This is a genomic window from Oleidesulfovibrio vietnamensis, assembly GCF_055388115.1.
The window spans coordinates 1,762,056-1,788,502 of sequence record NZ_AP042419.1 but is presented as its reverse complement, the minus strand read 5'-3'; the positions used below and the strand labels follow the sequence as shown (position 1 = coordinate 1,788,502).

27 protein-coding genes and 1 pseudogene are annotated in these 26,447 nt (G+C 55.2%); 2 read left to right on the top strand and 26 right to left on the bottom strand.

Annotated features, from left to right (window positions below):
* Positions 1-31 precede the first annotated feature (31 nt).
* The 26 genes from rpoD to ACZ5D1_RS07845 form a co-directional block, all read right to left on the bottom strand.
* The gene (gene rpoD, locus ACZ5D1_RS07970; RefSeq protein WP_011367954.1) at positions 32-1,801 is read right to left on the bottom strand and encodes an RNA polymerase sigma factor RpoD; all 1,770 of its coding nucleotides are present in this window, start codon (positions 1,799-1,801) and stop codon (positions 32-34) included.
* Entirely contained in the window at positions 1,788-3,518 is a 1,731-nt protein-coding gene (gene dnaG / locus ACZ5D1_RS07965; RefSeq protein ID WP_011367955.1) for a DNA primase, read from the bottom strand. Before dnaG ends, rpoD begins: the two co-directional genes overlap by 14 nt.
* 27 nt (positions 3,519-3,545) lie before the next feature.
* On the bottom strand, positions 3,546-5,861 hold the full coding sequence (locus ACZ5D1_RS07960; RefSeq protein WP_464556489.1) for an endonuclease MutS2: 2,316 nt from the start codon (positions 5,859-5,861) through the stop codon (positions 3,546-3,548).
* 2 nt (positions 5,862-5,863) lie between these two features.
* Entirely contained in the window at positions 5,864-6,319 is a 456-nt protein-coding gene (locus tag ACZ5D1_RS07955) for a GatB/YqeY domain-containing protein (RefSeq protein ID WP_027181100.1), read from the bottom strand.
* Positions 6,320-6,431: 112 nt separating this feature from the next.
* The gene (gene rpsU / locus ACZ5D1_RS07950; RefSeq protein ID WP_011367958.1) at positions 6,432-6,635 is read right to left on the bottom strand and encodes a 30S ribosomal protein S21; all 204 of its coding nucleotides are present in this window, start codon (positions 6,633-6,635) and stop codon (positions 6,432-6,434) included.
* Between the two features lie 145 nt (positions 6,636-6,780).
* On the bottom strand, positions 6,781-6,969 hold the full coding sequence (locus tag ACZ5D1_RS07945; protein WP_027181101.1) for a hypothetical protein: 189 nt from the start codon (positions 6,967-6,969) through the stop codon (positions 6,781-6,783).
* A gap of 21 nt (positions 6,970-6,990) precedes the next feature.
* Positions 6,991-7,263 carry an HU family DNA-binding protein gene (locus ACZ5D1_RS07940; RefSeq protein WP_011367960.1) on the bottom strand — a complete coding sequence of 91 codons (273 nt, stop codon included), beginning with the start codon at positions 7,261-7,263 and terminating at the stop codon, positions 6,991-6,993.
* Positions 7,264-7,456: 193 nt separating this feature from the next.
* Positions 7,457-8,299, bottom strand: a complete 843-nt coding sequence (gene rsmA, locus ACZ5D1_RS07935) for a 16S rRNA (adenine(1518)-N(6)/adenine(1519)-N(6))-dimethyltransferase RsmA (RefSeq protein WP_464556487.1) — start codon at positions 8,297-8,299, stop codon at positions 7,457-7,459.
* Positions 8,299-9,753: an alpha,alpha-trehalose-phosphate synthase (UDP-forming) gene (locus ACZ5D1_RS07930; RefSeq protein WP_464556485.1), complete on the bottom strand. Its 1,455-nt coding sequence runs from the start codon at positions 9,751-9,753 to the stop codon at positions 8,299-8,301. The genes rsmA and ACZ5D1_RS07930 overlap by 1 nt, the downstream gene beginning before the upstream one ends.
* A gap of 98 nt (positions 9,754-9,851) precedes the next feature.
* Positions 9,852-10,658 (bottom strand): trehalose-phosphatase, encoded by an 807-nt coding sequence (gene otsB, locus ACZ5D1_RS07925; protein WP_464556483.1) that lies wholly within the window; start codon positions 10,656-10,658, stop codon positions 9,852-9,854.
* Positions 10,633-11,154 carry a DUF2062 domain-containing protein gene (locus ACZ5D1_RS07920; protein WP_011367964.1) on the bottom strand — a complete coding sequence of 174 codons (522 nt, stop codon included), beginning with the start codon at positions 11,152-11,154 and terminating at the stop codon, positions 10,633-10,635. The genes otsB and ACZ5D1_RS07920 overlap by 26 nt, the downstream gene beginning before the upstream one ends.
* A 40-nt stretch (positions 11,155-11,194) precedes the next feature.
* Entirely contained in the window at positions 11,195-13,237 is a 2,043-nt protein-coding gene (gene fusA, locus ACZ5D1_RS07915) for an elongation factor G (RefSeq protein WP_464556482.1), read from the bottom strand.
* Positions 13,238-13,288: 51 nt separating this feature from the next.
* On the bottom strand, positions 13,289-14,080 hold the full coding sequence (locus ACZ5D1_RS07910; protein WP_464556480.1) for a hypothetical protein: 792 nt from the start codon (positions 14,078-14,080) through the stop codon (positions 13,289-13,291).
* 138 nt (positions 14,081-14,218) lie between these two features.
* Positions 14,219-14,950 (bottom strand): outer membrane protein assembly factor BamD, encoded by a 732-nt coding sequence (locus tag ACZ5D1_RS07905; protein ID WP_027181105.1) that lies wholly within the window; start codon positions 14,948-14,950, stop codon positions 14,219-14,221.
* Positions 14,943-15,866, bottom strand: coding sequence for a thioredoxin-disulfide reductase (gene trxB / locus ACZ5D1_RS07900; RefSeq protein WP_027181106.1), 924 nt, complete (start codon positions 15,864-15,866; stop codon positions 14,943-14,945). Before trxB ends, ACZ5D1_RS07905 begins: the two co-directional genes overlap by 8 nt.
* On the bottom strand, positions 15,866-16,189 hold the full coding sequence (gene trxA / locus ACZ5D1_RS07895; RefSeq protein ID WP_011367969.1) for a thioredoxin: 324 nt from the start codon (positions 16,187-16,189) through the stop codon (positions 15,866-15,868). The genes trxB and trxA overlap by 1 nt, the downstream gene beginning before the upstream one ends.
* 151 nt (positions 16,190-16,340) lie before the next feature.
* Complete coding sequence (tsaD, locus tag ACZ5D1_RS07890) at positions 16,341-17,444, bottom strand: tRNA (adenosine(37)-N6)-threonylcarbamoyltransferase complex transferase subunit TsaD (protein ID WP_464556478.1); 1,104 nt, start codon at positions 17,442-17,444, stop codon at positions 16,341-16,343.
* Between the two features lie 78 nt (positions 17,445-17,522).
* Positions 17,523-18,539, bottom strand: a complete 1,017-nt coding sequence (gene fbp / locus ACZ5D1_RS07885; RefSeq protein WP_027181108.1) for a class 1 fructose-bisphosphatase — start codon at positions 18,537-18,539, stop codon at positions 17,523-17,525.
* A 25-nt stretch (positions 18,540-18,564) separates the two neighbouring features.
* Positions 18,565-19,830: an SPOR domain-containing protein gene (locus ACZ5D1_RS07880; RefSeq protein WP_464556476.1), complete on the bottom strand. Its 1,266-nt coding sequence runs from the start codon at positions 19,828-19,830 to the stop codon at positions 18,565-18,567.
* Positions 19,831-19,873: 43 nt separating this feature from the next.
* Positions 19,874-20,806: a tetratricopeptide repeat protein gene (locus ACZ5D1_RS07875; RefSeq protein ID WP_464556474.1), complete on the bottom strand. Its 933-nt coding sequence runs from the start codon at positions 20,804-20,806 to the stop codon at positions 19,874-19,876.
* Positions 20,790-21,116 (bottom strand): FtsB family cell division protein, encoded by a 327-nt coding sequence (locus tag ACZ5D1_RS07870; protein ID WP_011367974.1) that lies wholly within the window; start codon positions 21,114-21,116, stop codon positions 20,790-20,792. The genes ACZ5D1_RS07875 and ACZ5D1_RS07870 overlap by 17 nt, the downstream gene beginning before the upstream one ends.
* Positions 21,117-21,118: 2 nt before the next feature.
* Entirely contained in the window at positions 21,119-21,391 is a 273-nt protein-coding gene (locus tag ACZ5D1_RS07865) for a hypothetical protein (protein WP_011367975.1), read from the bottom strand.
* Positions 21,392-21,451: 60 nt separating this feature from the next.
* A complete protein-coding gene (gene pgsA / locus ACZ5D1_RS07860; protein ID WP_011367976.1) occupies positions 21,452-22,003 on the bottom strand; it encodes a CDP-diacylglycerol--glycerol-3-phosphate 3-phosphatidyltransferase in 552 nt (183 codons plus the stop codon).
* Positions 22,004-22,125: 122 nt separating this feature from the next.
* Positions 22,126-23,022, bottom strand: coding sequence for an Mrp/NBP35 family ATP-binding protein (locus tag ACZ5D1_RS07855; RefSeq protein WP_464556471.1), 897 nt, complete (start codon positions 23,020-23,022; stop codon positions 22,126-22,128).
* Between the two features lie 79 nt (positions 23,023-23,101).
* A complete protein-coding gene (locus ACZ5D1_RS07850) occupies positions 23,102-23,689 on the bottom strand; it encodes a YqaA family protein (protein ID WP_011367978.1) in 588 nt (195 codons plus the stop codon).
* A gap of 9 nt (positions 23,690-23,698) precedes the next feature.
* Positions 23,699-24,340: a protein-L-isoaspartate(D-aspartate) O-methyltransferase gene (locus ACZ5D1_RS07845; protein ID WP_027181110.1), complete on the bottom strand. Its 642-nt coding sequence runs from the start codon at positions 24,338-24,340 to the stop codon at positions 23,699-23,701.
* 194 nt (positions 24,341-24,534) lie between these two features.
* Here ACZ5D1_RS07845 and ACZ5D1_RS07840 point away from each other — a divergent pair.
* Positions 24,535-24,961, top strand: a pseudogene (locus ACZ5D1_RS07840) (CBS domain-containing protein).
* 83 nt (positions 24,962-25,044) lie between these two features.
* Positions 25,045-26,352 carry a M23 family metallopeptidase gene (locus ACZ5D1_RS07835; RefSeq protein ID WP_027181111.1) on the top strand — a complete coding sequence of 436 codons (1,308 nt, stop codon included), beginning with the start codon at positions 25,045-25,047 and terminating at the stop codon, positions 26,350-26,352.
* Positions 26,353-26,447 lie beyond the last annotated feature (95 nt).

The following is a 26,447-nucleotide window of genomic DNA, read 5'->3' as shown; positions in this document are numbered from 1 at the left end:
AAGGCGGCCCCGTGCGGAGCCGCCCTGAAGTCTAGCTTTCGTAGTACGAGCGCAGGGTCTGGCTCCTTACCGGATGCCTGAGCTTGCGCAGCGCCTTGGCTTCTATCTGCCTGATGCGCTCTCGTGTCACGTTAAACAGCTTTCCGACCTCTTCAAGAGTGTGATCGGACTTCTCGTTGATGCCGAAGCGCTTACGCAGCACCTGCTCTTCGCGGGGAGTCAGATCAGCCAGCACTGCGGCAATCTGCTCACTCAGCTTGGTGTTGACCACTTCTTCGGCAGGAGCAACGGCTTTCTTGTCTTCAATAAAATCACCGAGGCTCGAATCTTCTTCATCGCCGATAGGCGTTTCAAGGGAGATGGGTTCCTTGGCAATTTTCAGAACCTTTTTCACCTTGTCGATGGGGTAATCCATACGTTCGGCGATTTCTTCAGGTGTGGGGTCACGCCCGAGTTCCTGAACAAGATAACGCGATGTACGGATCAGCTTGTTGATGGTTTCGATCATATGCACAGGAATACGGATTGTCCGCGCCTGATCTGCAATGGCGCGCGTGATGGCCTGACGGATCCACCACGTGGCGTAGGTCGAAAACTTGTACCCGCGCTGATACTCGAACTTGTCCACAGCTTTCATCAGGCCGATGTTCCCTTCCTGAATCAGGTCAAGAAACTGCAAACCGCGGTTGGTGTATTTTTTGGCGATGCTCACCACAAGGCGCAGGTTGGAACGGATAAGTTCCTGCTTGGCACGCATGGCATGACTGTTTCCGCGCTTGATACGCCAGAGCACTTCTTCAAGGTCAGTCACGTTGTGGCAGCATTTCTCCTGAAGCCTGTTCAGGATTTCCATTTTGCCCATGATCATTTCCTTGAATGAAAACAGCTCTTCAACCGTCAGATTAAGGCTGTCTGCCGCCACAACCGGATTGATTTCGCGGTCGTCCAGCTGACGGAACAGCTCGCGCATTTCCGTCTGGGTCTTGCCGGTGGACAATATATATGCCGAAAGGTCCCGCTGGCAGTTATGCATCTGACGCACATAGTCTTCAACCGTTTCTATAATACGGTCGATAAGCGTTTTTTCCAGCTTGATGTCGCGCAGTCGGGAGACTATCTCCTCTTTATAGGCGATAATTTCCTTCTGGATACCATATACGCGGCGCTCAAGCGTGCAGCACTCGTCAAGACGCTGATAAACCTTGCGTTTTTTCTTGAATGTAGACTGGATTTCATCCAGCAGCAAAATAACCCGCTGCCGCTGGTTCATCTCGTCTTCGCTGGGGTCGTCTTCCTCGATGGTTTTAACCACATCCTTAAGTTTGATGCGGTTTTCCTTCAGGTCTTCGCCCACGGAAATAAGCTCTTCCACAGCAATGGGAACTTCCACCAGAGCGTACAGAACATCCTGCTCTCCGGTCTCTATCTTCTTGGCAATGTTCACTTCACCGTCACGGTCGAGCAACGGCACAGCGCCCATTTCCCGCAGGTACATCCTTACAGGGTCTGTACTGCGCGAAGAATAGTCGGCAGGATCGTCTTCATCGGTCAGCTCCAGCCCTCCGTCACCCCCTTCGTCATCTGCCTCGGCAGGGGAAACGCTTATTTTTTTGCCGTCTTTTTCAGAATCGACAATCGCAATATCAAGCTGATCGAAAATCCCGATGATTTCTTCAATCTGCTCAGGCGTGTTGACCTCTGCCGGCAAAGCTTTGTTAACTTCCTCAAACGTGAGAAAGCCCGCGACCTTGCCTTTGGCAATCAGGGTCTTGATTTGCTGGATTTCCTTAATGTTGCCCATCGGATCTCCCCAGATTATCTTTCATGGCCCGAAGAAGCTCAAAACCCGCTTCGGAATTTGCATCACTGCTCAGCTGTCTCAGTGCCGCCAGCATCATCCTGCTTTGTTCTTTCTGATTCAGTTCGGCCAACTTGGAGTATAAGTCCTCAAGTTCCTGCCGCTCGTTCTCAGCCGGAATAGGGCTGGCAACCCTGCATCTGATCCAAAGCGCTTTCTGTTCTTCAGAAAAATGGTTCGGCGCTTCATCGGCTCCGAACGCCAAAAGTTTATCCCACATATCTCTGGCCCAGCGCGAAACAAGCACTTCCTCCGCGCCGCGGGCCTGCAGGTTGGAAATATGGTGCGGAAAGCGGACGAGAAACTCCATAAGATGCATCTCAAGTTTCTTTTCCTTTCCCGTCTGCACACGATTGCCCGCTGCACGCTGCTGTCTGTTTCGCCCTGCAGGCGAAGAAAGCGAAGCCCGCAGGTCCGCTTCCTGCAGCCCCAGACCGCCGGCAAGACGCGTCACATAAAAGCTTGCCAGATCGGGCCGGTCGAGCTGGCGCAGAAAAGCCGCCGTCCAGTCCAGAATCTCCCGCGGCGAATAAGAATCCCGTAGCGTCCTGATGCAGTATTCAAGCCCGTCGGGAGCTGATTCCGTCAATTCACGAAAAGCCTGTGCCCCCTGCTGGTGCAGCAGGCTGTCGATATCTTCGCCCTCGGGCATCAGCACCACACGACAATCCATACCTTTCACCAGCATCATTTCGCAGCTGCGCAAAGCGGCCTTGCGCCCGGGACCGTCACCGTCAAAAAGCAGGTCAACATGCGAGCAAAAGCCGCCGAGACGCTTTACCTGCGCCTCCGTCAGGGCCGTACCCAGCACACCGCAGGCATTGGTATGCCCGAACTGGTGCAAAGCCAGCACGTCCATATACCCTTCTGTCAAAAGAGCACGCTTATGCTGCGATATGGACCTTCTGGCCTGATACAGGCCGTACAGATGGTCGCCCTTTTTGTATATGGTACTGTCACTGCTGTTTATATACTTCGCCTGATCTTCTGAGCTAATTATTCTGCCGCCAAAAGCAATAACTTTTCCCGAAAGATTTTTGATGGGAAAAATAAGTCTGCCCCGGAACCTGTCATACATTCTGCCGGAGTCGTTGGATGAAAGCAGCCCGGCACGGGTGGCATCGCGGGGAGCATACCCGGCACGCTGTAATTCATCGGAAAGTGCAGCCCACTCTCTTTTGCTCCAGCCCAGCTCAAAAGAACTGACAATCTCGTCGGGTATTCCCCGGTCGGCAATGTAGCTGCGGCACTCAGCACCGGCCGCGGACTGCAGATTTCTGCGGAAATGCTTTGTCGCCAGCTCGTACATTTCATAACAGCGGGACCGGAACTTGCGCTCCTGCTCTTCTCTGGGATCGGCCTGCCGCTGGCCCAGAGTCACCCCCGCCTCTTCGGCAAGCTGCTCCAGCGCCTCCCGGAATTCAAGTCCGTTTATCCGGCTGTAAAAATCAATTATATCACCGGAAGCCTGACAACCGAAGCAGTAGAAAAAGCCCTCTTCCTCATTGATGGAAAAAGAAGGTTTGGTCTCCTGATGAAAAGGACACGGTGCCATCCAGCGGTTGCCTATACGGCGCAATTCAACATATCGCCGCGCCAGCTCGGCAAGATTCAGTCTGGACTTGATGGCCTGTACAGCCGAATTATCGTGACCCGACATAATGGCACAATCTCCGCAAATGCAAGGCTACTTCAATTCGACAATGGTCATGCCGTCGCCGCCGCGCCCTTCGGGGGCAAGACGGAAAGCATCGACCGCAGCAAAACTCCGCAAAAAAGCGTGAACTTCCTTCCGCAGCGCACCTGTACCCCGGCCATGGACCACTTCCACCTCGCGGGTACCGGCAAGCAGTGCGTTATCAAGCACAGCCGCAAGCTCTGCCACGGCCACATCGGCTCTCATCCCGCGCAGATCTGCGCGCATGGGCGGACCGGCAGGTTCCTGCACGTTATCTTCCGCCACCACCGACTCACGCCGTACGGTCTTCGGCGCGGCAGGCGGTACCGACGCGGCCACATCCTTGCAAGAAACCCACAAAGACACACCGTTCAAGTCAACTTTAAGGCGCTCTTTGCGTGCGTCAACCTCTTCAATGACCGCCTTTTTTCCCCAGGGAATATAACGGACAGTCATGCCTGCGCAAAGTGCTTCCACCGGGGCGGCCTGTTCCTGCTGCGCCGCGGCCTGCTCGCTGACAAGACGCTGACGCACCGCCGCAAGGTCTTTCAACGCCTGCTTATGGCTGCGCTTACCCTGTTTCCAGTCATGCAGCACGTCCTGCGCCTGAGCCTGCACACTTTCAAAAAGACGGAGCCGCTCCTTTTCAAATCTGGCTTCAAGCTTGTCCCGCTTGCTCTTCAGTCGCAGCTTTTCGCGTTCAAGATCTTCCAGTTCCTGTTCTCTGGATACTGCAAGAGCATTAAGACGTTCAATAAGCGCAGCGGAATCTTCTCCGTCCAGCAGCAGATAGTTATGCGCACGCCTGAGCACAGCATCGGGCATGCCATGTTCACGGGCAACATCCAGAGCCTGACTGGCCCCAACCTGATCATAGGCAAGACGGTACAGAGGTCTCTTGGTACCGGGATCAAAAAGCACCGAAGCAGCGCGGACACCTTCCCTGCTCAAGGCATAGGCTTTGAGAGCCGGAAAATGAGTAGCCACACACACGGTGACATTCTTTTCCATAAGCTCGTCAACCACAGCCTGAGCCAGCGCGGCGCCCTGCGCGGGGTCCGTTCCCGCACCGAATTCGTCAAGAATAACAAGCGAACCGCTACCGACTTTCTGCCAGATATCACTAAGGTTGCGTATCTGAGCCGTGAACGTACTGACATTGCCCTCAAGGCTCTGTTCGTCGCCGATAAAAGCATGAACCGCACGCCAGCACGGCAGGGTGCTGCCTTCAGCAGCAGGCACGGGCAGCCCGGCAGCGGCCATCAGCGCCACAAGACCTATGGTCTTCAGGCTTACCGTCTTGCCGCCGGCATTACCCCCGCTGATGATCAGGCAGTTCTGTCCTTCCAGCAATTCAAGGTCCACCGGATGCGTATCCGCAGAAGACAGTGCCAGCAGCGGATGCTTCACCCCGCGCAGAGAAAAGGGTCTTGTGTCGTCAAAATCTATGGCGATGCCGCCAAACGCACCGGCCAGAGCGCACCGCGCCAGCAGCACATCCGCTTCCACAAGCAGGTTCCAGCACGCGTTCACGCCTTCCATCTCTGCGCGAAGCAGACCCGTGAGATATTCAAAAATCTTGCGCTCTTCCGCGCGTTCCTGCCGTTTCAGATTCTGAAGATCGTTGTTGATCTCCACAAGAAACATGGGTTCGAAATAGCAGGTTTCACCGGTCTGGGAGTATTCGTGAATTATTCCCTGCAGCCGGCCTTTGAAGTTTGCCTTCAAAGGAAGCACATATCTGTCAGAGGAAAGCGTCAGGAACTCATCCTGCATGTAATGGCTGAGATTGTAAGTATTGGCCAGCTCTTTCACCTTGCGTGTGCAGAGCCGGTGAATACGGCGTATTTCTTCCCGGACCAGCAGCAGCTCCGGTGAACTTTCATCACGCAGCAACCCGTCTTCGCCAAGGCAACGCATCAGTCCGGAAAGAGCCTTTTCAGGCATGCGGTAACGTTCCAGCATCTGCGCCAGAAGCGGCCAGTTTTCCGCCGTATTGCCACTCCCTATGGCAACGGCCAGCTCGCGTGATTGCGCAAGCACCTGCCGCACGGCCCACAGGGCGTCAATATCCAGCACAGCCGCCGGTGATTCCAGAAAACGGAACACACCCGAAAGATCAGGAAACGGAGCAAGAGAGAACCCTGTCCGTTCCGCCCACAGCTGTCCCTGACGGAAAAAAGCGCAGCGCATTCTGGCGCTGTCACAATCAGCGGCGGGCGCCAGCAAAAGGCAGGCCTGTGCCCCGGCTTCGGATACAGCATATCCGGCAAGGTGCCGGAGCACCTTATCAAATTCCAGTACGTGCGCGCTTCTGGACTGCATATCTAACTGGACTGAGCCTGCAGCTTGGTGCGCACCATCCCGCTGAGAGCCTTGCCGTCCACACGTCCCTTGTAGTCCGCCATGATGGCGTTCATCACCTTGCCCATATCCTGCATGCCAGAGGCACCCAGATCGGCAATGGTCTTTTCCACAAGTGCGGCCAGCTCGTCTTCACCTATCTGCGCGGGCATGTAGTCTTTCAAAATTTCAAGCTCGGCGGCTTCAGTGTCTGCCAGATCCTGACGGCCGGCAGCCGTGTACTGTTCAATGGAGTCCTGCCGCTGCTTGGTCTGCCGGATGACCACTTCCAGAACTTCGTCTTCTGTAAGGGGACGCATTTTTTCAACCTGCAAATTCTTTACGGCGGTCTTCAAAAGACGCAAAACGCCAAGACGCAAAGAGTCCTTGGCTTTGTAAGCGGCGATGTAGTCTGTTTCGATACGGGAAGAAAGAGTCATGAATTACCCCTTTTGCAAGACAATACGGGAAACCCGGAGCAAGCCGGATTTCCCGTGAAAGTTATATCAGCCACAGCGAAGCTTGCGGGCCTTCATAACAGAGAGGGTGCAACTAACCCATGTTAGCCTTGCGCATTTTCTTCAGAAGACGCTTGCGGGCAGCCGCTTTCTTCTTCTTGCGCATCACGCTGGGCTTTTCAAAGTGCTGACGCTTCTTCATTTCGGAAAGAACGCCGGCCTTTTCGACCTGCTTCTTGAAGCGACGCAGTGCGATATCAAAGTTGTATTCGTTATCGTCAAGGTATACACCGGGCAAAGAAATCACCTCCCTACAACGGCAGTCTGCCGCCGTAGCGGATGCCGTGAACAGATTTCTTTACCCGACAAACTACGCCATGGCAACCCTTGTTTTGCCACGGCACAAAAAAAGGCGACCCGAAGGCCGCCCCGAAAAACGGAGTCTAGTGGTGCGACCCGCCGCCCTGACAGTCCTGCGCAGCCTGTGCAGCCGACTTGAACACCACATAACCGAGGCCGGCAAACAGCACAAAAAGCACTGCGTACAACACGCCGAAAAACACAAAGTGATCAGGAGCCCACCACGGGATATCCATGGGGAGCGGGCTCTGTATGGTTTCACCATGCAGCATCATGACAAAAGCCTCCGATGGTTACTTTACTGCGTCTTTAAGCAGTTTGCCGGGACGGAACTTAACAACCTTGGCAGCAGGAATGACAATGGGATCGCCCGTGCGGGGGTTGCGGCCCTGACGTTCCTGACGGGTTTCAACCATAAAAGTACCGAAGCCGGTAAGGGTAAGTTTGCCTTCCTTTACCAGCACATCCTCAACGGATTCAAGAAAAGCGTTCAGAGAACGTTCTGCGTTGGCCTTAGTCAGGTTCGCTTTTTCAGCAATTTTTTCCACCAGATCAGCCTTGGTCATCTGCCGTCTCCTCCTCTCAGGGTTTGCAGGATTATCAGGCTAAAGCGTTACGACCGGCGCACCCACACAATATCTGCAACCGGCACTTTGAGATTTTTTTCTCAAGCTTCTTTTTTTCCGATACCAGAACACCTTGGGAGGCGCAACCGGCACTATCGGCAGAAAAGACTCAAGCATATTTCAATGCCCTGCGTCAAGACACAAGCTGTGATTCCAGCAGGTTTGCAAGTTGTTGAAACTGGTTAGGCGACAATTCCTCAGGCCGGGCGGCGGGCGGCAACCCCTGCTGCTCAAACCAGCCGCACACTGCATCACTCCAGTAACGCTTTAATATTTTTTGCAATTGCTTTCTGCGCTGCTGAAAGCATATCTTTAAAAGAATTGAAAGAGCCCCCGGACTGAAATTTCTGGCCGAAAGCGGCAGAGGTGCAAAAGAAAGGACCGCCGAATCAACCTTGGGCCGGGGTTTGAAAACAGTAGGCGGCACGATCAGTTCCTTTCTGGGAACCGTATGACTCTGTAACCATACACTGAGCGCGCCGTACTGCCGCGAACGCGGGGCGGCCACAATGCGGTCCCCGACTTCCTTCTGAATCATAAAAACAGCGCGGCTGAAAGCGGCAAGACTGAGACAGTCCCACATAAGGGGCGAAGCCACGTTATAGGGCAGATTTCCTATAAGCTTCCATGAACGGTCATCCGACAGGCGTTCCCACGGAAACGTCAGGGCATCGGTGAGCACCACCTGTTTTTCCACCGGCGTTCTGCTGTCCGAGCGACGGTGTTCCCCTGCCCAGTATGTATCTTTTTCCAGCAGCCACAAACTTGCGGGCGCAGCCTTCTGGATAAAATCAGTCAATGCCCCCGGCCCCGGGCCGATTTCAATGACGCAATCTGCCGGGCCGATCTGCAGGGCAGCGACTATTTTGGCTGAGATATTCTTGTCCTGCAGAAAATTCTGGCCCAGGCTTTTCTTCGCCCGTGGCGCAGATGCGGTTCGTTCGGTCATAATATGCTGGTATTCCTTATCAGTCATTATTTACGGGCATAGGTCGGCGGAAAGTCATCAAGATGGCGCGAAAACGCAGCCAGCAGAAACATATCCACCCAGCGGAAAATATCATTTTTTCGAATCACGTCCCGCATTCTGTCCATCCTGCGGCGTGCTTCCTCGGCAGGCATATCCAGAGCCTCTTTGATGCTCTGCGCCATGCCTTCCCTGTCAAAAGGGTTCACCAGCACGGCTCCGTTCTGCAGCTGCGCTGCGGCACCGGCAAATTCGCTGAGCAACAGCACGCCCCGCCGGTTCACATTGCAGGCGCAGTATTCTTTGGCCACCAGATTCATGCCGTCACGCAGAGGGGTGACTATGGCCATGGAAGCGGCCCTGTAATACGCCACAAGCTCTTCCCTGCCAAGGCTTCTGTACTGGTACTGCACAGGATTCCAGCCCGGTCTGCTGAACAGCCCGTTGATTTCCCCGACCAGCCTTTCAATTTCCTGCTTCAGGGCGTTGTATCTGGGCACCTCCTGCCGGCTGGGGACCATTATCTGCATCAGGGTGACATTCCCCCGCAGTCCGGGGTATTTTTCCAGCGCTTCCCGAAAGGCCTCCAGCCGGAATGTTATGCCTTTAGAATAATCAAGCCGGTCCACGGCCAGAAGCATCCTGCGCCCGTCCATGGCGCTTTTCAGCTCGTTCACCCTGCCGGACACCGCAGGAGAACGTGCCGTACGGACAAAAGACCGGTAATCGATGCTGATGGGAAACGCCCCCAGCCTTACCTTGCGCCCGTCCAGCAGCAGTTCGATTACAGGCCCCCTCCCCTGCGGTTTCACATGAGGAAGCAGTACCTGTACCGACTGCATGAAATTTCTGCGGTCCCGATAGGTCTGAAACCCCACAAGATCATACTCCAGCAACGCGGACAGCAGTCTGCGCCGCCACGGCAGCTTCAGATAATTATCCATCGGGGGAAAAGGAATGTGCAGAAAAAAACCTGCCCTGCGCCTGCTGCCCATGGACTTGAGCATTTCGCCCACATGCATCAGGTGATAGTCATGCACCCAGACGTACGCTTCCAGATCGCCGGAATCCATGACAGCACGGGCATACAACTCGTTCACCCGCAGGTACGATTTCCAGTATTTCGGAAAAAAATTGCACAGCGACTGGAAATCATGAAACAGCGGCCAGATAACCTCGTTGGCAAAGCCATAGTAAAAATCGGCCACATCTTCTTTCTCCAGCCTGACCGGCTTGAGGGAATAGCCGGCCTCACGGGAAAACTCGCCCAGAAGTGATTCGGCCTCATGTTCACCGCTGGCGCCGGTCCATCCCACCCAGGTGCCTCCCCGGTCTCTCAGTACCGGAGCCATGGCAGAAACCAGCCCTCCGGCACCGGTCGTTATTCCCCACCCGTCTTCATTTCTGGACAACACGACGGGAAGCCGGTTGGATACGACGATCAGGCCCTTTGCTGGCGTCATGGAAGCCTCCTTCTGATAATTGCAGTGGAGGAAACTATAACGGCAACGGCACTGCCGGACAACCCGGAGCAGAATTACGCGGAAAAAAACAAAGGCAATCAGCAGCGGCAGGCTGCAAGGCGGGATAAAAAGGCCAGCAGCTGCACCGGCGGCACAAGATGCCACTGTGCAGCAGAAACCGCAGCAGGACGGTCAGTAACCAGAACAGCAGCGCCTGTACGGTCACCGGATGCCAGAACAGGAACAAGCACGCGGAAAGCATCTTCGTCTGTTTTGTCATCTCCCAGATAAAACGCCGCAGCCAGGGGATGATCTTTCAAAAGCTGCGCCACTGCACGGGCCTTGCTGAAACCGGCTACACGCAGCTCCAGCCCGCATTCGAATGGCAGAATCTCCAACGCCGCGTCACTTGCAAGCAGTGTCCACTGCCCCCGCAGCGCATCCAGCACTGAGGATGCCGTGCCGGAGTCCATGCCCCGCACGTGCACAGCCACGCTGAAGGTTTTGCGTTCAATCCGGCGCAGACAGACCTGCCCGCAGGCAAGAGCAAACGCATCATCCAGCCGCTGGCGCAAATCACCGGACAGCGCAGCCTTTTCACACTGAGCACCGGGAAGCTGCCTTTCTGCCCCGTGCCCGCCCCATACTTCCAGCGGAATACCAAGGTTCAGCAAAGGCGGAATTTCGTGACACTGTCTGCCGGAAACAATAACCGGCACAATGCCGTTGCACGCAACCAACCGGCGGAGGGATTCCCTCACGCCGTCATACGGCCATGCTCTGTCCCGTTCAGCGGTAAAAGGTGCCAGCGTACCATCATAGTCAAGCATAAGCAGCACCTCCGGGGCAGCGGCCACCTTTGCCCACAGTGCCTGATGGTTATCTGCCTGCTCCCATGTCAGCATGTTCTCTCGCCTTCCTGCCCGCTTCGTATTGTTTAAGCAGCTTTATCATTCTGCGCTGCCGATAGGCGTTCACCATGCGGAAGGTGACTATATATGTCAGAAAAGCCAGAGGAACCCCCAGCAGAATACCACCGGCAAACATAACAACCACAATCTCCCAGCCCTGGTGCAGCATGGCTTCGAGTTCAAGGTGATGCGGGTTGAAGTGCGCCTGCACCGGCATGACAAGGCTGCCTATGTAGTACAGCATTGTATAAAACGGAATCATATTCACCGGATTTGAAATCCAGGTCCCCAGTGCCGCAGCCACCTTGCTGCCGCGGAAAACAAACGCCATAACCACAGCGGCTATGGTCTGAAACGGGATGACAGGCAGACATCCCACAAAGATGCCCACAGCCAGCCCCATGGCAATTGAATGTGTCGATGCTTTTAAGCGCAGCAGCCTGAGGTATTGAAAACGCAACAGGCGCCTGAAAGAAGCCCACCAATGCACGGATCTTTTTTCCTCCGCAAAGTGATATACACACCAACGCTTACTGCAGCATGTCAAAACGGTTAAAGGTGAGCACAAGGGCCGCACGCCCCTGTGTCGCGCTGCGCAACTGCGTGGTGAAACCGAAAAGCATTCGCATGGGGGCTATGCCGCGCACGATTTTAACGCCGCTCTGGTCAAGCATTTCTTCCACACGCCCCCCTTTGGCACCCATCAGGCTGATGGCTTCGCCGACAAACTCTGCGGGTACAGAAATTTCCACTGTCATTATGGGCTCAAGAAGAACCGGACCGGCTTTTTCCAGCGCCGCCTTCACGGCAGCCACGGCAGCCATGCGGTACCCGGCGGCGGAAGAGACCCCGTCTGTGCGGTACAGAGCCGTAACTGTCACCCTGACATCCTGTACGGGAAAGCCTTTGACCACTCCGCTCAACAGACAGTCTTTCACTCCCTGCACAGCTTCGGCTATCCAGCTTTCAGGAATTGTCTCGTCATCTACCGCCGTCTGCACATCCACACCGGCATCCCGTTCCAGCGGTTCTAGACGAACCGCCACGTGCCCGTACAGACGGGTATCACCCAGTTCACGGTCAAATTCAGCTTCCGCTTCCGCGGTCATGCGTACCGTTTCCTGATAGACAACCTGAGGATTTCCGGAACGGGGAGACACGCCGTATTCGCGGCGCAACCGCTCGAGCACCACCTCCAGATGCAGTTCGCCCATGCCCGAAAGCACCCGCTGTCCGGAGTCTTCGTCATGTTCAAGCGTAAGGGTGGGGTCTTCCACCAGCACGCGCGAAAGCACATCGTCCAGCTTTTCAGCTTCTTCAGCATTACGGGGTTCCAGAGCCAATGAAATAACAGGGCGGTACTGCTGGATGTTTTCGAGCACGACCGGCGAGCCTTTATCCGTCAGCGTATCGCCGGTGCGGGCCTGCTTAAACCCCACAACACCTACAATTTCCCCGGCACGCGCCTGTTCCACACGCTCTCTGCGCCCCGCATGCAGACGGAAAAGCTGGGCAGCCTTTTCAAAACACTGACGGCTGCTGTTCCAGCACGCGGTCCCTTCGTGCAGCACACCGGAATACAGCCGTATAAGCGCAACAGCGCGCGACCCTTCCATGATGACCTTAAAAACCAGTGCGGCAAGCGGAGCATCCGGAGTAATGGCCAGCTGAATGTTTCCGTTTTCAGTTACTCCGGCCGGAGCGGGCACATCAGCAGGTCCCGGAAGGTACCTGCACACAGCATCCATCACAGGCTGGACACCCACATTACGCAGGGCAGAGCCGGCAAAAACAGGAACCAGACCATGCTCCAGCGTAGCCGTGCGCAGGTGTGCTTCAAGCTGGTCTGCACAAACAGCCTCTCCGGAGAGATACGCCGCAAGAAGCCCGTCGTCAAAATCTGCCAACGCCTCGATCAGACGCTCGCGCCATGATTCTGCAAGCGACAGTTCCTGCTCTGAAAGATCTGAAAAAGAATATGTTTTTCCGTAATCAGAAGCATCAAAATCGATGCGCCGCATGTGTACAAGATCAATGACGGCCTCAAACGTTTCTCCCTGTCCTACGGGAATCTGCACTGCCACGGCGTTGGCTTTGAGTCTGGAACGGATATCGCCCAGCACGCGCTCAAAATCCGCGCCGACTCTGTCCATTTTGTTAATAAATGCCAGCTTGGGCACGTTGAAACGCTGAGACTGCCGCCAGACGGTCTCCGACTGCGGTTCAACGCCGCCAACAGCACAGAAAACGCCCACCGCGCCGTCAAGAACGCGCAACGAGCGTTCCACCTCAATGGTGAAATCGACATGCCCCGGGGTGTCTATGATGTTAATATCGTGGTCTTTCCAACGGCAGGTAGTACAAGCTGACGTAATGGTGATTCCGCGTTCCTGCTCTTCGGGCAGGTAATCCATGGTGGCAGTGCCGTCATGCACCTCTCCCATTCTGTGTATCTTGTCTGAATAATACAAAAAACGTTCAGTAAGAGTAGTTTTTCCCGCATCGATATGGGCAATGACCCCGATATTGCGCAAAGATTTCATGTACTCATCAGAATGAGATTTGGCTGTCATACTCGGTACCAGACCTGCTGTTAATCATGCGATGGAAAAAGAGACAGAACATTACCCGGTGAAAGAAACAGATTGCTCAGTAAAAAAAGCGCGGGAAAGCTGGGGCCAGTAGAACAGCCCTTCCTGCCCTGTACCCAGATGGACGATTGCGTGCCGGCAGATGTCCGTCTTCTGCGCAGCAGCAACCAGCGCGCGCGCTGCAGAAGCCGAGGTCGCCTCCACCACATCGACGCCGGGATGCGCCCAGCGCAGAACATCCTTATCGGCCGCGCTGTCCGCAGCCAGACAGGAGATATGCGGTTCACGCCACGCAGCAATATCCGCCGCCGCACATATCTGCCCCACAGACCCCACCTGTTCATGGTTGCCGAGCAGCATCACCCTGCCCCGTCCGCGGGCATGCACCTCCTGAATCAGAGACACGGCAGCATCGGGAGTCATATCCGCCACCAGCTCTATTCCTGCGAGTTCACAGGCGGTAAGCACTGCGGCAGGCCAGCTGTCGTCCGCACCGATGCGCACCACGCAGACAGCCCTGACGCCGCTTAAAAGCGCAGGCAGCGTTGCAGCCAGAAGACGCGGTCCCGATGCATAATTTTTTTCCAGCACTGCAATGCACCAGTCCGCCGGACGGCTGTGCACCGATACGGCTCCGCCCTGTCGCAATGAAAAGCGTGCAGAACCGGCATCACATTCCGGAAAACCATACAAAGCCTGATGGCGGGCTATGATTGTTTTCAGCCAAGCGCGTTGTCTGTCGGATACTGCGGCATACGCTTGTGCAAAAGCATCATCGGCGACAATACGGCCATCAACCCACGAAGGAAAAAAGGCGTCAGACATCAACCACACCGGAAAGTTGAATTTTTCTCAGAATCAGAACCAATGTCCCCTGAAGGACTATACAGTAACCAGCCGCAACTGCAAAGACGCGCAGGAGAAATAAAAAAAGGCGGCCTCAGCCGCCTTGATATTGTTCTGTTACAACCACTCGAACCACTGCTTCCACGAGCCGTGGCGCCGGTCTCTGTCCTGCTGCGCCTTTTCTTCCGTGGCACGCAGATAGGCTATTTTCCCTTTTTCCTCGGCATACGCCCGCAGGTCTTCCACATCCGGAAACTCCTGCGCCACATGCTGATAGCGGGATGCCGCGGAACGGAATTTTCCGGTACGCCAGTAAAAATCCGCCACGAAGAGTTCATGCTCGGCCATAAGCCTGCGGCACTCTCCCAGCAATTCGCCGGCTTTCTGGGCATACTCGCTGCCCGGATAAGACTCACGCACACGGCTGAAGTATTCGTATGCCTCCGCAACATTGGTCTGCGGTCTGTCAATGGACACAAAACTTTTCAGGTTGGCATTGCCTATCTGAAAAAGCACATACGGAATGGCTTTATGCCGCGGATGCAGAGTTTCAAATTCCTTATATGCCTCTGCCGCCATGGCATATTCTTCATCCAGAAAGTATGCATCCCCCAGCGACAGTTCGGCCTCGATGGCATACGGACTGAAGGGGAAGTTATCTTTCAACTTGCTGAAATAGCCGGTGGCGGATGCGTAATCTTTTTCACGCATGGCATCATTACCGGATTCAAAAAGCTCCTGCGCGGTGTCTTCCGGCGGAGGCAGGAAAAAATAGTCAATGATGCCGCAGCCGGAAAGAGTTGCCAGCAACGGCAGCATCACCATAAAGCGTACAATGGTTCTACGCATCAAGCTGTTCCAGATAAAGGAAAGCAGAATTGGCTGCTGTGGCACCGTCGCCAACGGCGGTAGTCACCTGACGGCACAGCTTGGAACGCACATCGCCCGCGGCAAAAATACCGGGAACATTCGTCGCCATTTCCACGTCCGTAATGATGAACCCCTGCGCATCAACGCCGAGCTGGTCCGGGAAAAATCCGGTAACAGGCTCAAAGCCGATAAACACAAACAGCCCATCAAGTTTAAGAAAATGTTCTTCACCGGTCTTCAGGTTGCGCAAGGTAACGCCTTCTAGAGCATTTTCACCGTGAATCTCAGTTACTACGGTGCTGCGCACAACCTCGATATCAGGCTTGATGCACACCTTGTCCTGATAGCATTTCATAGCGCGGAAATCATCGCGACGGTGGATCAGATGCAGCTTTTTCACAAGCTTAGAAAGATACAGCGACTCTTCGAGCGCGGAGTTCCCTCCGCCGACGACGCCGACTTCCTGACCGCGGAAAAAGTTGCCGTCACACAGCGCGCAGTATGAAATCCCCTTACCGGTCAACCTTTCTTCGTTAGGCAGCCCCAGACGCTTGTAACGGGCACCGGAGCAGATAATGAGGGTCTTTCCTTCAACCCACTCATCGCCCACACGCACCCTGTGCACGCCGTTTCCGGGAATAATTTCGGCCACTTCGTCAGTATATTTATCAAATGACCAGCCATCGAGGTGAGCGGCAAACAAATCCACCAGCTCGTACCCTTTCAAACCTTTGGGAAATCCCGGGTAATTCTCGATTTCTTCCGTCATCAGCATCTGACCGCCGGGTGACAGCTTTTCGCACCATGCAACGGAAACACCGGAACGAAGAAGATAAAGGGCGGCCGTCATGCCTGCCGGCCCCCCTCCGATAACAATGGAATCGTAGAGCTTCATTACCCAAGAGCCTTCTGGGTGATCATGTCCTTTATGCTGCTCTTGGACACTGCGCCGGTGATCTGCTCAACAACTTCTCCGCCCTTGAAAAGAATAAGGGTGGGGATGGCGCGGATGCCGTACTTGCTGGGGGTTGCGGGATTTTCGTCAACATTCATCTTGACGATGTTCACCTTTCCGGCGAATTCGGCTGCCAGTTCGTCGATGACCGGTCCCATAGCACGGCACGGGCCGCACCAGGGTGCCCAGAAATCAATCAGGGTGGGGAGTTCAGACTTGATCACTTCAGCTTCAAAATTGCTATCGGTAACCTGCACAGCCATGGGAAGCTCCTTTTCATTAACGTTTAGCGGACTGCTTCTGCCGCTTCATAGCTAAAATGCAACTCCCGTCAGGAGTCACAAGCCAATTCAACAAGAGATATTAGGGCAACCGGAACCTGTCAAGGGAACGCTGCCTGAGGACGCATTTGAATCAGTGGGCATCATGAATGTAATCATCCGGAATAACACGCCCTCTCGGCATAGTTTCCAGTTCGAGCGAATGATGAAGCCCTTCGGATGCCAGCAACCAGCCCGTGTAGGCAATCATGGCCCCGTTGTCAGTACATAATGCAGGGGACGGCAAATGCAAGTGCAGGCCTTCTTCGGCGGCAAGACGTTGCATTGAAGTACGCACACGGCTGTTTGCAGCCACCCCGCCCGCGACCACCACAGACCGGATTTGCCCACGCCCTCCCAGACGCTGCAACGCCCTGCGGGTTTTAATGTACAACGTATCAGCCACAGCCGCATTAAATGATGCGCACACAAGCGGCATATCTGCAGACATACCCGACGGCAGCACATTGTTCTGCAGCATGGCCTGCAGCTCGGATTCCGCCAGCGGAGCCGCAAGCGCTGTGCCACCGTGAGCTTTCAACCACGTGGAAACTGCTGTCTTCAAGCCGCTGAAGCTGAAATCGAGATTGTCATTATCGGTGTAGGGCCGCGGGAACATGCTGTCATCAGGGTCAGCCATATGCCCCAATACATCAATAAAGCGCCCGCCGGGATACGGCAGATTGAGCATTTTTGCCACTTTATCAAAGGCCTCACCGGCGGCATCATCCAGAGTGCGCCCCACCAGCGTGAAATTACGAGGCGAATCAATCCGGTAAAGATGGGTGTGCCCGCCGGAAACAAGAACTCCCAGAGCAGGAAAAACAAGGCGGTGTTCCAGCCCCGCAGCCAGCAGGTGAGCATGCAGATGATTGACACCTACCAGCCGCTGGCCCCCGGCCAATGCCAGCCCCTTGGCAAACCCCACCCCCACGAGGAGGCTTCCCAGCAAACCCGGCCCACGGGCTACAGAAATCACATCAATATCCTGAACGCCAAGTCCGCACCGGAGCATAAGCGAGTCAAACATGCGCCCAATCAACCGGTAATGCTCGCGCGAGGCCAGTTCAGGCACAACCCCGCCAAAAAGCGCATGCAGTTCCGCCTGTGTGGACATCACAGCATCGACCAGACGGCCGTCATCCACTATGGCCAGAGCAGTCTCGTCACAGCTTGATTCAATACCTAAACAACGCATACGCCCCACCGCACAGAAATGAAGCCGGCAGCCCCGGAAGCAGGACAGCCGGCCATTGAATCACCTTGCTCCGGCACCTCAGGAGTGACGCCGGTAAATTGCTTCCACTGCATCAACATCACCCGCCGACCCGATAAAGAGCGGCACCCGCTGATGCAGTTCTCCGGGTACGATATCGAGAATGCGCTTTGTCCCGTCTGTGGCACGACCTCCTGCCTGCTCAGCCAGAAAAGCCAGCGGCGAAGCTTCGCACATCAGACGCAGCTTGCCCTGAGGCTTTTCGGGAAGCCGGTAGTCCATGGGATACATAAAGATACCGCCATAAAACAGGTTGCGGTGAAAATCGGCCACCAACGAGCCGACATAGCGCAGCGAATACGGCTTGCCCAGAGGATTGTCCGGCCCTTTGAAATAATTGACCACCTCGCGGGTGGGTTCATCCCAGTAGTGCCAGTACGATTCGTTCACCGAATAAATTCTGCCCTGCTCGGGGTAGCGGATATCGGGATGGGACAGCAGGAACTCGCCGACACTGGGGTCCAGCGTAAATCCGTGCACGCCCTGCCCCGAAGAATACACCAGCATGGTAGACGGGCCGTACAGGAAATACCCTGCGGCAACCTGCTCCACCCCGCTCTGCAACACATCGCCCAAGGTCACGTCTTTACTTCCCGACGCTCCCGGCTTGCGCTTGAGGATGGAAAAAATCGTCCCCACGTTGATGTTGACATCAATATTGGAAGAACCGTCAAGGGGATCAAAAATCAGAATGTAATCTCCGGCCTCAAACCGTTCGGGCACTCTGATGAGATCTGCATTTTCTTCAGAAGCCATGGCGCACAGCACACCGGTGCGTTCCATCCTGTGAATGAGCACTCTGTTGGCATATTCATCAAGCTTCTGGACGTGTTCACCCTGCACGTTTACCTGTCCGGTGCCGCCAAGCACGTCGAGCAGACCGGCTTTATTCACACTCTTGGATATAATTTTGGCAGCCAGAATCAGATCGTACAGCAGTGCTGTAAACTGCCCCGTTGCAGCAGGCGATTTAGTCTGGTGCAGCAGCAGATGTTCAGTCACGGTAACCTGTCGCATTATGTCTCCTTATCAGTTCACCGTATTAGGGACATTGCTTGCGTCGGCTGACAACACCGGCATCAAGAATCTCTATATTGTAATCAAAGCCGGTTCCGGCTTTCACAAAATCACGCACTCTGTTCCATGCATCAGCGGAGTCACGGTAATCCCCTATCTGCACGATGTTCCAGAGCTGACCATCTTTATCGTACAGCTTCATCGTACAGGGATCGAAACCGGCGTCACGAAGCAGTGCCACACGTTCGGCAGCATAGTTCCCGTTGATAAATGCTCCGATCTGCACAGAGTAAACATAGTCTGTCGTAGGAGGTGCAGGAGCAGGCTCTTCATGCAGCCCCGGCATCACACTGCCTGACGGCAGTTCATCCGACGGCAGGTCTTCAGCAGCGGGAGCAACAGTCTGCGCGCGCGCAGCCATGGCAGAAGGATCAACCTCGGTCTGTGCTGCCGCAGGCCCGTTCCGCAAGGCTTCGCGAGTTTCAAACCATGCGGCAAGCGCCGCCATGGCGGCGGGGTCTTCCGGGTAAGAATCCACAGAAGCGGCATACACCAGAGGCACTCCGCCCAGATAGCGGGCTATCCACAAAAAATGTCCGCGTTCGTCTTCCGCTTCGCCCGTCACATCGCTTTTCAGCGCTGCCGACCAGTCGACAGCGGCAAGCGGCGTCTGGTCGTACACATATTTACCGGGCCACAGCACCGCGTCACGGGAAACAAGAACAATGTCGCCGGGGCTCGGGCTGTACGCCAGCAGATTGCGTATGTCAAAGTGTGCCACCAGCAACCCTTTGACCTCGCGCCCCGAAAAAACAGGATTGGCCAGATAAAACTCCGGTCCGACGGGATTGGCTTCGGCATACCCCCGCATTGCGCGTTCAGGGGCATTTTCATCTTTTTCAAGCAACGGCGCATAATTGTATGCCTTCAGCTCAAGCTCGGGCTGACGCAACAGCACATTGCCGTCAGCATCAACCACGGCGACGCCGCTCACCCACGGGAAACGATCCAGAAAACCGGCAACCCATTCGTCAGAAGGAAAAGTGTCCTGATTTTCCAGCACACGGCGCATCTGCTCCAGCTGCTCGTCCATTGCCGTGAAAACCGTGGCTATCTTGGATTCCACAGGCATGACGTCCAGTTCCTGATCCGTGTCCAGCGCAGCGGGTGTATTTACATACGTCCGGTACAGCTTACGGGTATCCTTCCAGTAATTCTTTGCATCCTGTTTGCAACCGGTTAAGGCCGCAAGCAGCATGAGCAATAAAAAGAGTCGCCCAAAGCGAATCACGTAACTCTCCTGATATAAATAGATAAAAACGAAAGTGCCTGACTTAGCCGGCAGCGCGGGCCTCTAGGCGTTCCGCAAGGGTTTCCAGCATGGTCAGCAGCTTGTGCTTTGAGTGCAGGGGCTGTTCCGCCCCTTCTTCTTTGACAGCGCCTGCTGAACCGGCAAGCGCCAGAGAATCTTTTCTGGCCATGATATCGCGGCGCACTTCGCTGTCTGCCGTACCTGCAAGCAGCTCATCAAGGATTTCCATGGCCCCCTTGATATCCCCCTGCTGTGCCAGCACTTCAGCCATGGAGCGCGTGCGCAGCGACAACGGTTCATCAGGGATGTCATCGTCCTCGTCGGCCTGAGCCTCTGAAATTATGTCAGCTTTGTATGTGACTCCGCCGGACGGCACAGCCGGACTTATCTGAGTATTATCCGTTGCGGCAGCCACAGCTTCAGTGCCGCTTTCCTGCTCCAGCCCGCCACCTGCCGCCTCAGCGGCATCATCCTGATGCACCGGGGGTGCGGCAGCATGCGCGGGAGGATAAACAGCAGGTTCATCATCTCCGGCACCGCCGGGGCAGGTCCCCAGCGAACGAAGCCCCTGTTCGATGACAGCAGCCCACGAAACAGGTGTGTCGCCGAATGAGGCAGCAAGAAAATCAAGAGCCAGCGAAGCATCGCGCGAGTCCGGCTGAGCCGCCAGCGTACGGCCCCATGCCTGCCAGAACTGGGGGTATCTGCGCAGTCTGTCACTCAGCGCTTCAGCTTCGTCATCTGCTTCAAGTTCGCGTCCGAGTGTGTCAAGACACTCGATAAGCAGCATCCGCGCTTCAAGATGCTCCGGATGCCGCTCCAGCCCCTGCCGCAGCGTTTCAACTGCTTCCGCGGGCTGTCCGTTATCCGAAAACAGCCTGGCAAGGGGAAAAAACACTTTAGAGCTTGGCTCAAGCTCAAGAACTTCACGATACCACTTAATCTTCTCGTTCATCCGGAGCCGCTCCCAAAGTTCCCTGTGACGCCTTTCCGGAAAAGATATACAGAATTTCGTCTTCGCGGACAAAGTTCATTCTTTTTCGGACCATCTTTTCAATATACCGGCCGTCAGACTGTAATAAACGGATTTCTCTGCTCAGGGCGATGTTGCGGTTATCAAGCGAAGCAATCTGCGCCTGCAACCGTTTGTACTGCGATTTCAAATCATTATAGGCAATCACGCCTTGCGTTCCCCAGATAAGCGTATACAGCATTATCATATTGAACAGCAAAGAACCGCCCAGAGCAATATGGCGCCAGAGCATGGTTACTGCAGATAGTGGCGGGCAGCCTGCTGTTTCCGGTACAGAGACAAGGGCCCTTCCAGTTCTTTCAGAAAATTGGCTGTGGCTTTTTCAATGCGCAGCACATCATCCTCTTCAAGATCAACGCTATCGAGCTTTTTCATGAACGTCTTCAGCATATTGAGTTCTTTCATGAGATCGTGCCCGATTTCAAGATCCTCAAGATCAGGTTCCAGTTCCAGAATGGTCTGCAAACAGTTCCGCAAGCGGCTCTGCAATTCGTCATGTTCCTGCACGATCACTCTCCTGAGAACCTGCAGCCTCTGAACAACGCGGAAAACCGCGCCTGCCGGCTATTAACCGGCATCCGCCGTGCGCCAGTTTTTATAAAACGCATACAGGTAGTTTCCACCAGAAAATACCGTGAGAATCAACGCCATGTAAAGCAGAAACTGTCCCGCGGGGTTAGGGTCGAATCCGAACCACGGGTAATGCAGAAGCAGCGGGGTCAAAGCCAGCATCTGAAGCACGGTTTTCATCTTGCCGAATTTATCGGCGGCAATGACCACGCCTTCGTCTGCGGCAATGGCGCGCAGCCCTGTAACCATAAGCTCGCGGCAGATAATGACAATAACAACCCATGCAGGCACCCAGCCCAGCGCGGACAGCATGACAAGTACCGAACTGATAAGCAGCTTGTCCGCCAGCGGATCAAGAAATTTACCAAAGCTGGTCACCGTGTTGGAACGTCTTGCAATGTGCCCGTCCACCATGTCTGAAAGCGCGGCAAGTATGAAACCCAGCATGGCCAGCAGACAGGTTATCCGACCGGGAAAATACAGAAAAACAACAATCAGGGGCACAATGACAATACGGAACAGCGTGATTTTATTTGCCAAGGTAAGCATCGGAAACTGACCCCCATGTCACATTACAATATATTGGCACAAAAAAGCTATACAGCAAAAAAACAGAACTGGCGACCCGCAGCAGGCGGCATAAAACAGCGGGGCCGGAAGGCCCCGCATTATCAGGCATGAACACTGGCTATGACTTCCAGGCTGTTCTCACAGGCGTGCACGATGTTCTCTGCCAGATCCAGAAATCCCTTCTTGGCGTAGGAATCTTCTTCCAGCAGCACCACCGGCCGGCCCACATCAGCGGCCACCACTGTGGCAGGGTCCAGCGGCACAGCCCCGAGAAAGGGCAAGCCGTAACGTTCTGCAAGCGCCTTGCCCCCGCCCTTTTTGAACAGAGAAATCTCTCCGCCGCAATGAGGACAGACCAGTCCGCTCATGTTTTCGACTATGCCGAGAACATTGGACTGGGCGTACTGCAAAAAGTTGATGGCCTTGCGCACATCAGCCAGTGAAACCTCCTGCGGGGTGGTCACCACCACACAGAGAGCGTCGGGAATCGTCTTGAGCACGGTCATATGCTCGTCGCCGGTGCCGGGAGGCGAATCAATAAGCAGAAAGTCGAGTTCTCCCCACTCCACATCGGAAACAAACTGGCGGATGGCTGCTGTTTTTTTGGGGCCGCGCCACAGAACCGCGGAATCCTTGTCACGCAGCAGAGAGTCCATGGAAACCACAAAAAGATTCTCGCTGTAGGGGGCGGGACAGATGCGGCGGGTCTTCTCGTCCACTTCCAGTCCCGATTTGATACCCAGCAGATTGGGCACACTGGGACCGTGGATATCCACATCCAGAATTCCCACTTTGAACCCTTTGGCTGCCAGAGCAGCCGCGGTATTGACTGTAACGGAGCTTTTTCCTACTCCGCCTTTGCCGCTCATCACAAAGAGCTTATACCGGATACGCTGCAGCACGGACTGGATATTCAATTCCTGCTGGGAAACCCCGAAGGCGTTTTTGGCGATATCGCCGTCCTTCACACTGTCGGGACGGCTTTTACATGACGACATGGCTCACACTCCTTACAAATGGACCGGTGGGGCACAACTCCCAGCCGGCAGACAACCCCGCTTTGGCAGGGGCAGCAAATCACTTCAGATATCTGATTGCAAAAAATCCGGCTATACCGAGTATCGTAAAAACAATCAGCACCAGATCAAAACGCTTTTCGAGGAAAAAACGCACCCGTTCACCGAAAAGATAAATCAGACCGGCAATGGCAAAAAAGCGAAGGCCGCGACTTAGCACGGAAGCGATGATAAACACCATGAAATCAATGCGGAATGCTCCGGCGGTAAGCGTACACACCTTATAGGGCACAGGTGTGAGTCCCGCTATGGCCACAGCCCACGCATCATAAGTCTCGTACCAGACTCTGATGGCGTCATATTTATCAAGCAGTCCGTAAAAGCGGACAATAGGCATGCCTGCCACTTCCATAAAATAATACCCGAGAAAATATCCGACAATACCGCCCAGCAGAGAGGAGACAAGACAGATAAAAGCAAGGCGGAAGGCTTTGTCCCGCCGCGCAAGCGCCATGGGGATAAGCAGCAAATCGGGGGGAACGGGGAAAAAAACAGACTCGGTAAAGGAAACGATAGCAAGCACACGGGTGGCCCCGGCGCTGTCGGCCATGCGCCACAGACGGTCAAGCATAGGTTTGAAAAAGCTCATTGCGCCGTCCTACCATCCGTGGTTGCCGACAAGGTCCACAAAGGCCACCTTGCCATAATTTTCATACGACAATGCGCCGTCGTTCTTATGCATCAAAAAAAGCTCCTGTTCGCGCCGCGAAGCGCCCACAGGTATGGCCATGGTGCCGGGGTCTGCCAGCTGTTCCGCCAGCGGCTCGGGAATGCCGGGCCCTCCGGCCGTGACGATGATTCTGTCAAAAGGTGCTGCCAGCGGCCAGCCCATGGTGCCGTCATCCAGCTTTGTCCGTATTCTGGCGTATCCCAGCCTGCGCAGCAGGCCGCGTGCATGGGCCTGCAGTCCCGCAATTCTTTCCACGGTATAGACTTCGGCTCCCATTTCAGCCAGCACGGCCGCCTGATAGCCGGACCCTGTCCCTATTTCAAGCACACGCATTCCCGGAGTGACTCGCAGAATCTGTGACATCAGCGCCACGATGAACGGCTGCGAGATGGTCTGACCATAGCCTATGGGAAGCGGATGGTCCTCATAGGCCTGCGCCTGCAGAGCCTCCTGAACAAAAAGATGTCTGGGTATCTTGCGCATGGCGGCCAGCACGGCGGGGTCTGTTATTCCCCTCGCTGTTAGCTGCTCGCGCACCATACGTTCTCTGCTGCGCCTTTTATCAATCATAGCGTGTGGCTTTCCTTCGAGCCCGTTGTGGCCTGTGCCGCCGACAATAACAGGCGGGGCTTCGGTTGGAAATCAGATTTTCGCCTCTAAGTCAACCTTGGTGCAGGATAAACATCCCGCACATGAAGCGCTTCCCGTCTTGACATCCGGCCAGAGTATGCGAAACTTCCACGAAACAAGTCCGGGAGGCGTCCATGCTTAATGTCGGTGACCTGATGACTACGGAGCTGTTCACCCTGCTGGAAACAGATACCCTCAAAACCGCCCGCTCGCTCATGCAGCTGGCCCGTATCCGGCACATCCCCATCGTGGATGAGCACGGACGGTTCATAGGCCTGCTGACACACAGGGACATACTCGAGGCCACTATTTCCCGCTTTGCAGAAGTGGAGAACTCTGTACAGGACGAAATAGACTCCGGCATTCCCGTCAGTGAGATCATGCGCACGGATGTCCGCAGAGTCCCCCGACATGCGGCTGCGTGATGCCGCGGAAATGCTTTTCCGACACAAATACGGGTGCCTGCCCGTTGTGGAAAGCGGCATTCTTGTGGGTATTGTGACGGAAGCTGATTTTCTCAAGCTGACCATCAGCCTTCTGGACGCTGTAGAAACCGTGTAGGCGCGACGCGTCTGCCTTTTTGTATCAGAGACCGGCCGCTCGCCATGCGGGCGGCCATTGCATTGCACTGGAGTCAGATTTCTATGAAAAAATTCCTGCTGTCCACCGCGCTTCTGGCTATCGTGGGCGGTCTTGTCGTTCTGGGTTTTCTGTTGTTCCGCGACCAGCAAGGTCCGCAGATATCCCTGACCCCCGCTGAAGGCCGCATATCTCCGCGGACGGTCTTTAAGCTGACCGCAAAAGACACCAACAGCGGCGTGAAAGCGCTGAGTGTGCGCGTAAAGAAAAACAGCCGTGAATTTATCGCGCTGGACCAGCAGTGGGCGGACAAACTTGTCTCGCGCACGGAAGAGTTCAGCCTGGAAAAAGCCGAGGAAATGGGTGAAGGAACGGTGGAGCTTATTGTCAAAGCCACCGACTCATCCTTTGCCGCCTTCGGCAAAGGCAATACATCCACCCGCTCGTTCACGCTGCGGCTCGACAGCCAGCCCCCGCGCATCAGTGTAACCACCTTGCCGCCCTACGTGCGCCGCGGCGGTTCCGCCTGTATTGCCTATACCGTCAATGAAGACGTCAGGCAGACCGGCGTTACCGTGAATGACCTCTTCTTTCCCGGCTACAGACAGGCCGATGGCTCGTATCTGTGCTTCTTTGCTTTTCCGTTCTATGAAGACACAAACACCTATGCTCCGCGTGTAACCGCAGAGGACGAGGCCGGCAACGTCACATCCATATCACTGGCAGTAAAGCCGCTGCATGTGGCGTTCAAAGAGGATACCATCCGGCTGCCCGATTCCTTCCTTGATAACAAAATGCAGGACTTCACCGATGAGTTCCCGGGACAGATGTCTTCTCTTGAGCGTTTTCTCAAAGTGAACAGAGACTTGCGAAAAGCCAACAGAGCAGCCCTGCTGAGCATTGGCCGCAAGACGTCTCCGGCCATGCTGTGGTCCGGCCGGTTCCTCAACCTGCCCAACGCCAGCAACAGAGCGGGATTCGCCGATCACCGCGCCTACATCTACAACGGTCAGCAGGTTGACGACCAGTACCATCTGGGACTGGACATGGCCTCCATCGCACGGGCACCCATTCCTGCCGCCAACAACGGAACGGTTGTCTTTGCCGACGACATGGGCATTTACGGACTGTGCGTTGTGGTGGACCACGGGCTGGGCCTGCAGACACTGTATGCCCACCTTTCAGAAATCCACGTGAAAGACGGCGACACGGTACAGCGCGGCGATATTCTGGGACTTACCGGCACCACCGGCATGGCAGGCGGTGACCATCTGCACTTCGGTGTCATACTTTCAGGGCTGCCGGTTCAGCCGCTGGAATGGCTCGATCCCCGCTGGATCAAACATAACATCACGGACAGGCTCGAACGCTGAGCCCAAGACATAAGCCAGACAAAAAGGCCGCCTCCGGGCGGCCTTTCTTTTTGCCGGTCGCCGGACCGGTACATGCATAATGCCTTGCAGCATCT

Bases quoted from the DNA above. Each gene is read 5' to 3' on its own strand.
- rpoD (WP_011367954.1), bottom strand. From the start codon at position 1,801: ATGGGCAACATTAAGGAAATCCAGCAAATCAAGACCCTGATTGCCAAA.
- dnaG (WP_011367955.1), bottom strand. From the start codon at position 3,518: ATGTCGGGTCACGATAATTCGGCTGTACAGGCCATCAAGTCCAGACTG.
- ACZ5D1_RS07960 (WP_464556489.1), bottom strand. From the start codon at position 5,861: ATGCAGTCCAGAAGCGCGCACGTACTGGAATTTGATAAGGTGCTCCGG.
- ACZ5D1_RS07955 (WP_027181100.1), bottom strand. From the start codon at position 6,319: ATGACTCTTTCTTCCCGTATCGAAACAGACTACATCGCCGCTTACAAA.
- ACZ5D1_RS07945 (WP_027181101.1), bottom strand. From the start codon at position 6,969: ATGCTGCATGGTGAAACCATACAGAGCCCGCTCCCCATGGATATCCCG.
- ACZ5D1_RS07940 (WP_011367960.1), bottom strand. From the start codon at position 7,263: ATGACCAAGGCTGATCTGGTGGAAAAAATTGCTGAAAAAGCGAACCTG.
- rsmA (WP_464556487.1), bottom strand. From the start codon at position 8,299: ATGACTGATAAGGAATACCAGCATATTATGACCGAACGAACCGCATCT.
- ACZ5D1_RS07930 (WP_464556485.1), bottom strand. From the start codon at position 9,753: ATGACGCCAGCAAAGGGCCTGATCGTCGTATCCAACCGGCTTCCCGTC.
- otsB (WP_464556483.1), bottom strand. From the start codon at position 10,658: ATGCTGACATGGGAGCAGGCAGATAACCATCAGGCACTGTGGGCAAAG.
- fusA (WP_464556482.1), bottom strand. From the start codon at position 13,237: ATGACAGCCAAATCTCATTCTGATGAGTACATGAAATCTTTGCGCAAT.
- ACZ5D1_RS07910 (WP_464556480.1), bottom strand. From the start codon at position 14,080: ATGTCTGACGCCTTTTTTCCTTCGTGGGTTGATGGCCGTATTGTCGCC.
- ACZ5D1_RS07905 (WP_027181105.1), bottom strand. From the start codon at position 14,950: ATGCGTAGAACCATTGTACGCTTTATGGTGATGCTGCCGTTGCTGGCA.
- trxB (WP_027181106.1), bottom strand. From the start codon at position 15,866: ATGAAGCTCTACGATTCCATTGTTATCGGAGGGGGGCCGGCAGGCATG.
- trxA (WP_011367969.1), bottom strand. From the start codon at position 16,189: ATGGCTGTGCAGGTTACCGATAGCAATTTTGAAGCTGAAGTGATCAAG.
- tsaD (WP_464556478.1), bottom strand. From the start codon at position 17,444: ATGCGTTGTTTAGGTATTGAATCAAGCTGTGACGAGACTGCTCTGGCC.
- fbp (WP_027181108.1), bottom strand. From the start codon at position 18,539: ATGCGACAGGTTACCGTGACTGAACATCTGCTGCTGCACCAGACTAAA.
- ACZ5D1_RS07875 (WP_464556474.1), bottom strand. From the start codon at position 20,806: ATGAACGAGAAGATTAAGTGGTATCGTGAAGTTCTTGAGCTTGAGCCA.
- ACZ5D1_RS07870 (WP_011367974.1), bottom strand. From the start codon at position 21,116: ATGCTCTGGCGCCATATTGCTCTGGGCGGTTCTTTGCTGTTCAATATG.
- pgsA (WP_011367976.1), bottom strand. From the start codon at position 22,003: ATGCTTACCTTGGCAAATAAAATCACGCTGTTCCGTATTGTCATTGTG.
- ACZ5D1_RS07855 (WP_464556471.1), bottom strand. From the start codon at position 23,022: ATGTCGTCATGTAAAAGCCGTCCCGACAGTGTGAAGGACGGCGATATC.
- ACZ5D1_RS07850 (WP_011367978.1), bottom strand. From the start codon at position 23,689: ATGAGCTTTTTCAAACCTATGCTTGACCGTCTGTGGCGCATGGCCGAC.
- ACZ5D1_RS07845 (WP_027181110.1), bottom strand. From the start codon at position 24,340: ATGATTGATAAAAGGCGCAGCAGAGAACGTATGGTGCGCGAGCAGCTA.
- ACZ5D1_RS07835 (WP_027181111.1), top strand. From the start codon at position 25,045: ATGAAAAAATTCCTGCTGTCCACCGCGCTTCTGGCTATCGTGGGCGGT.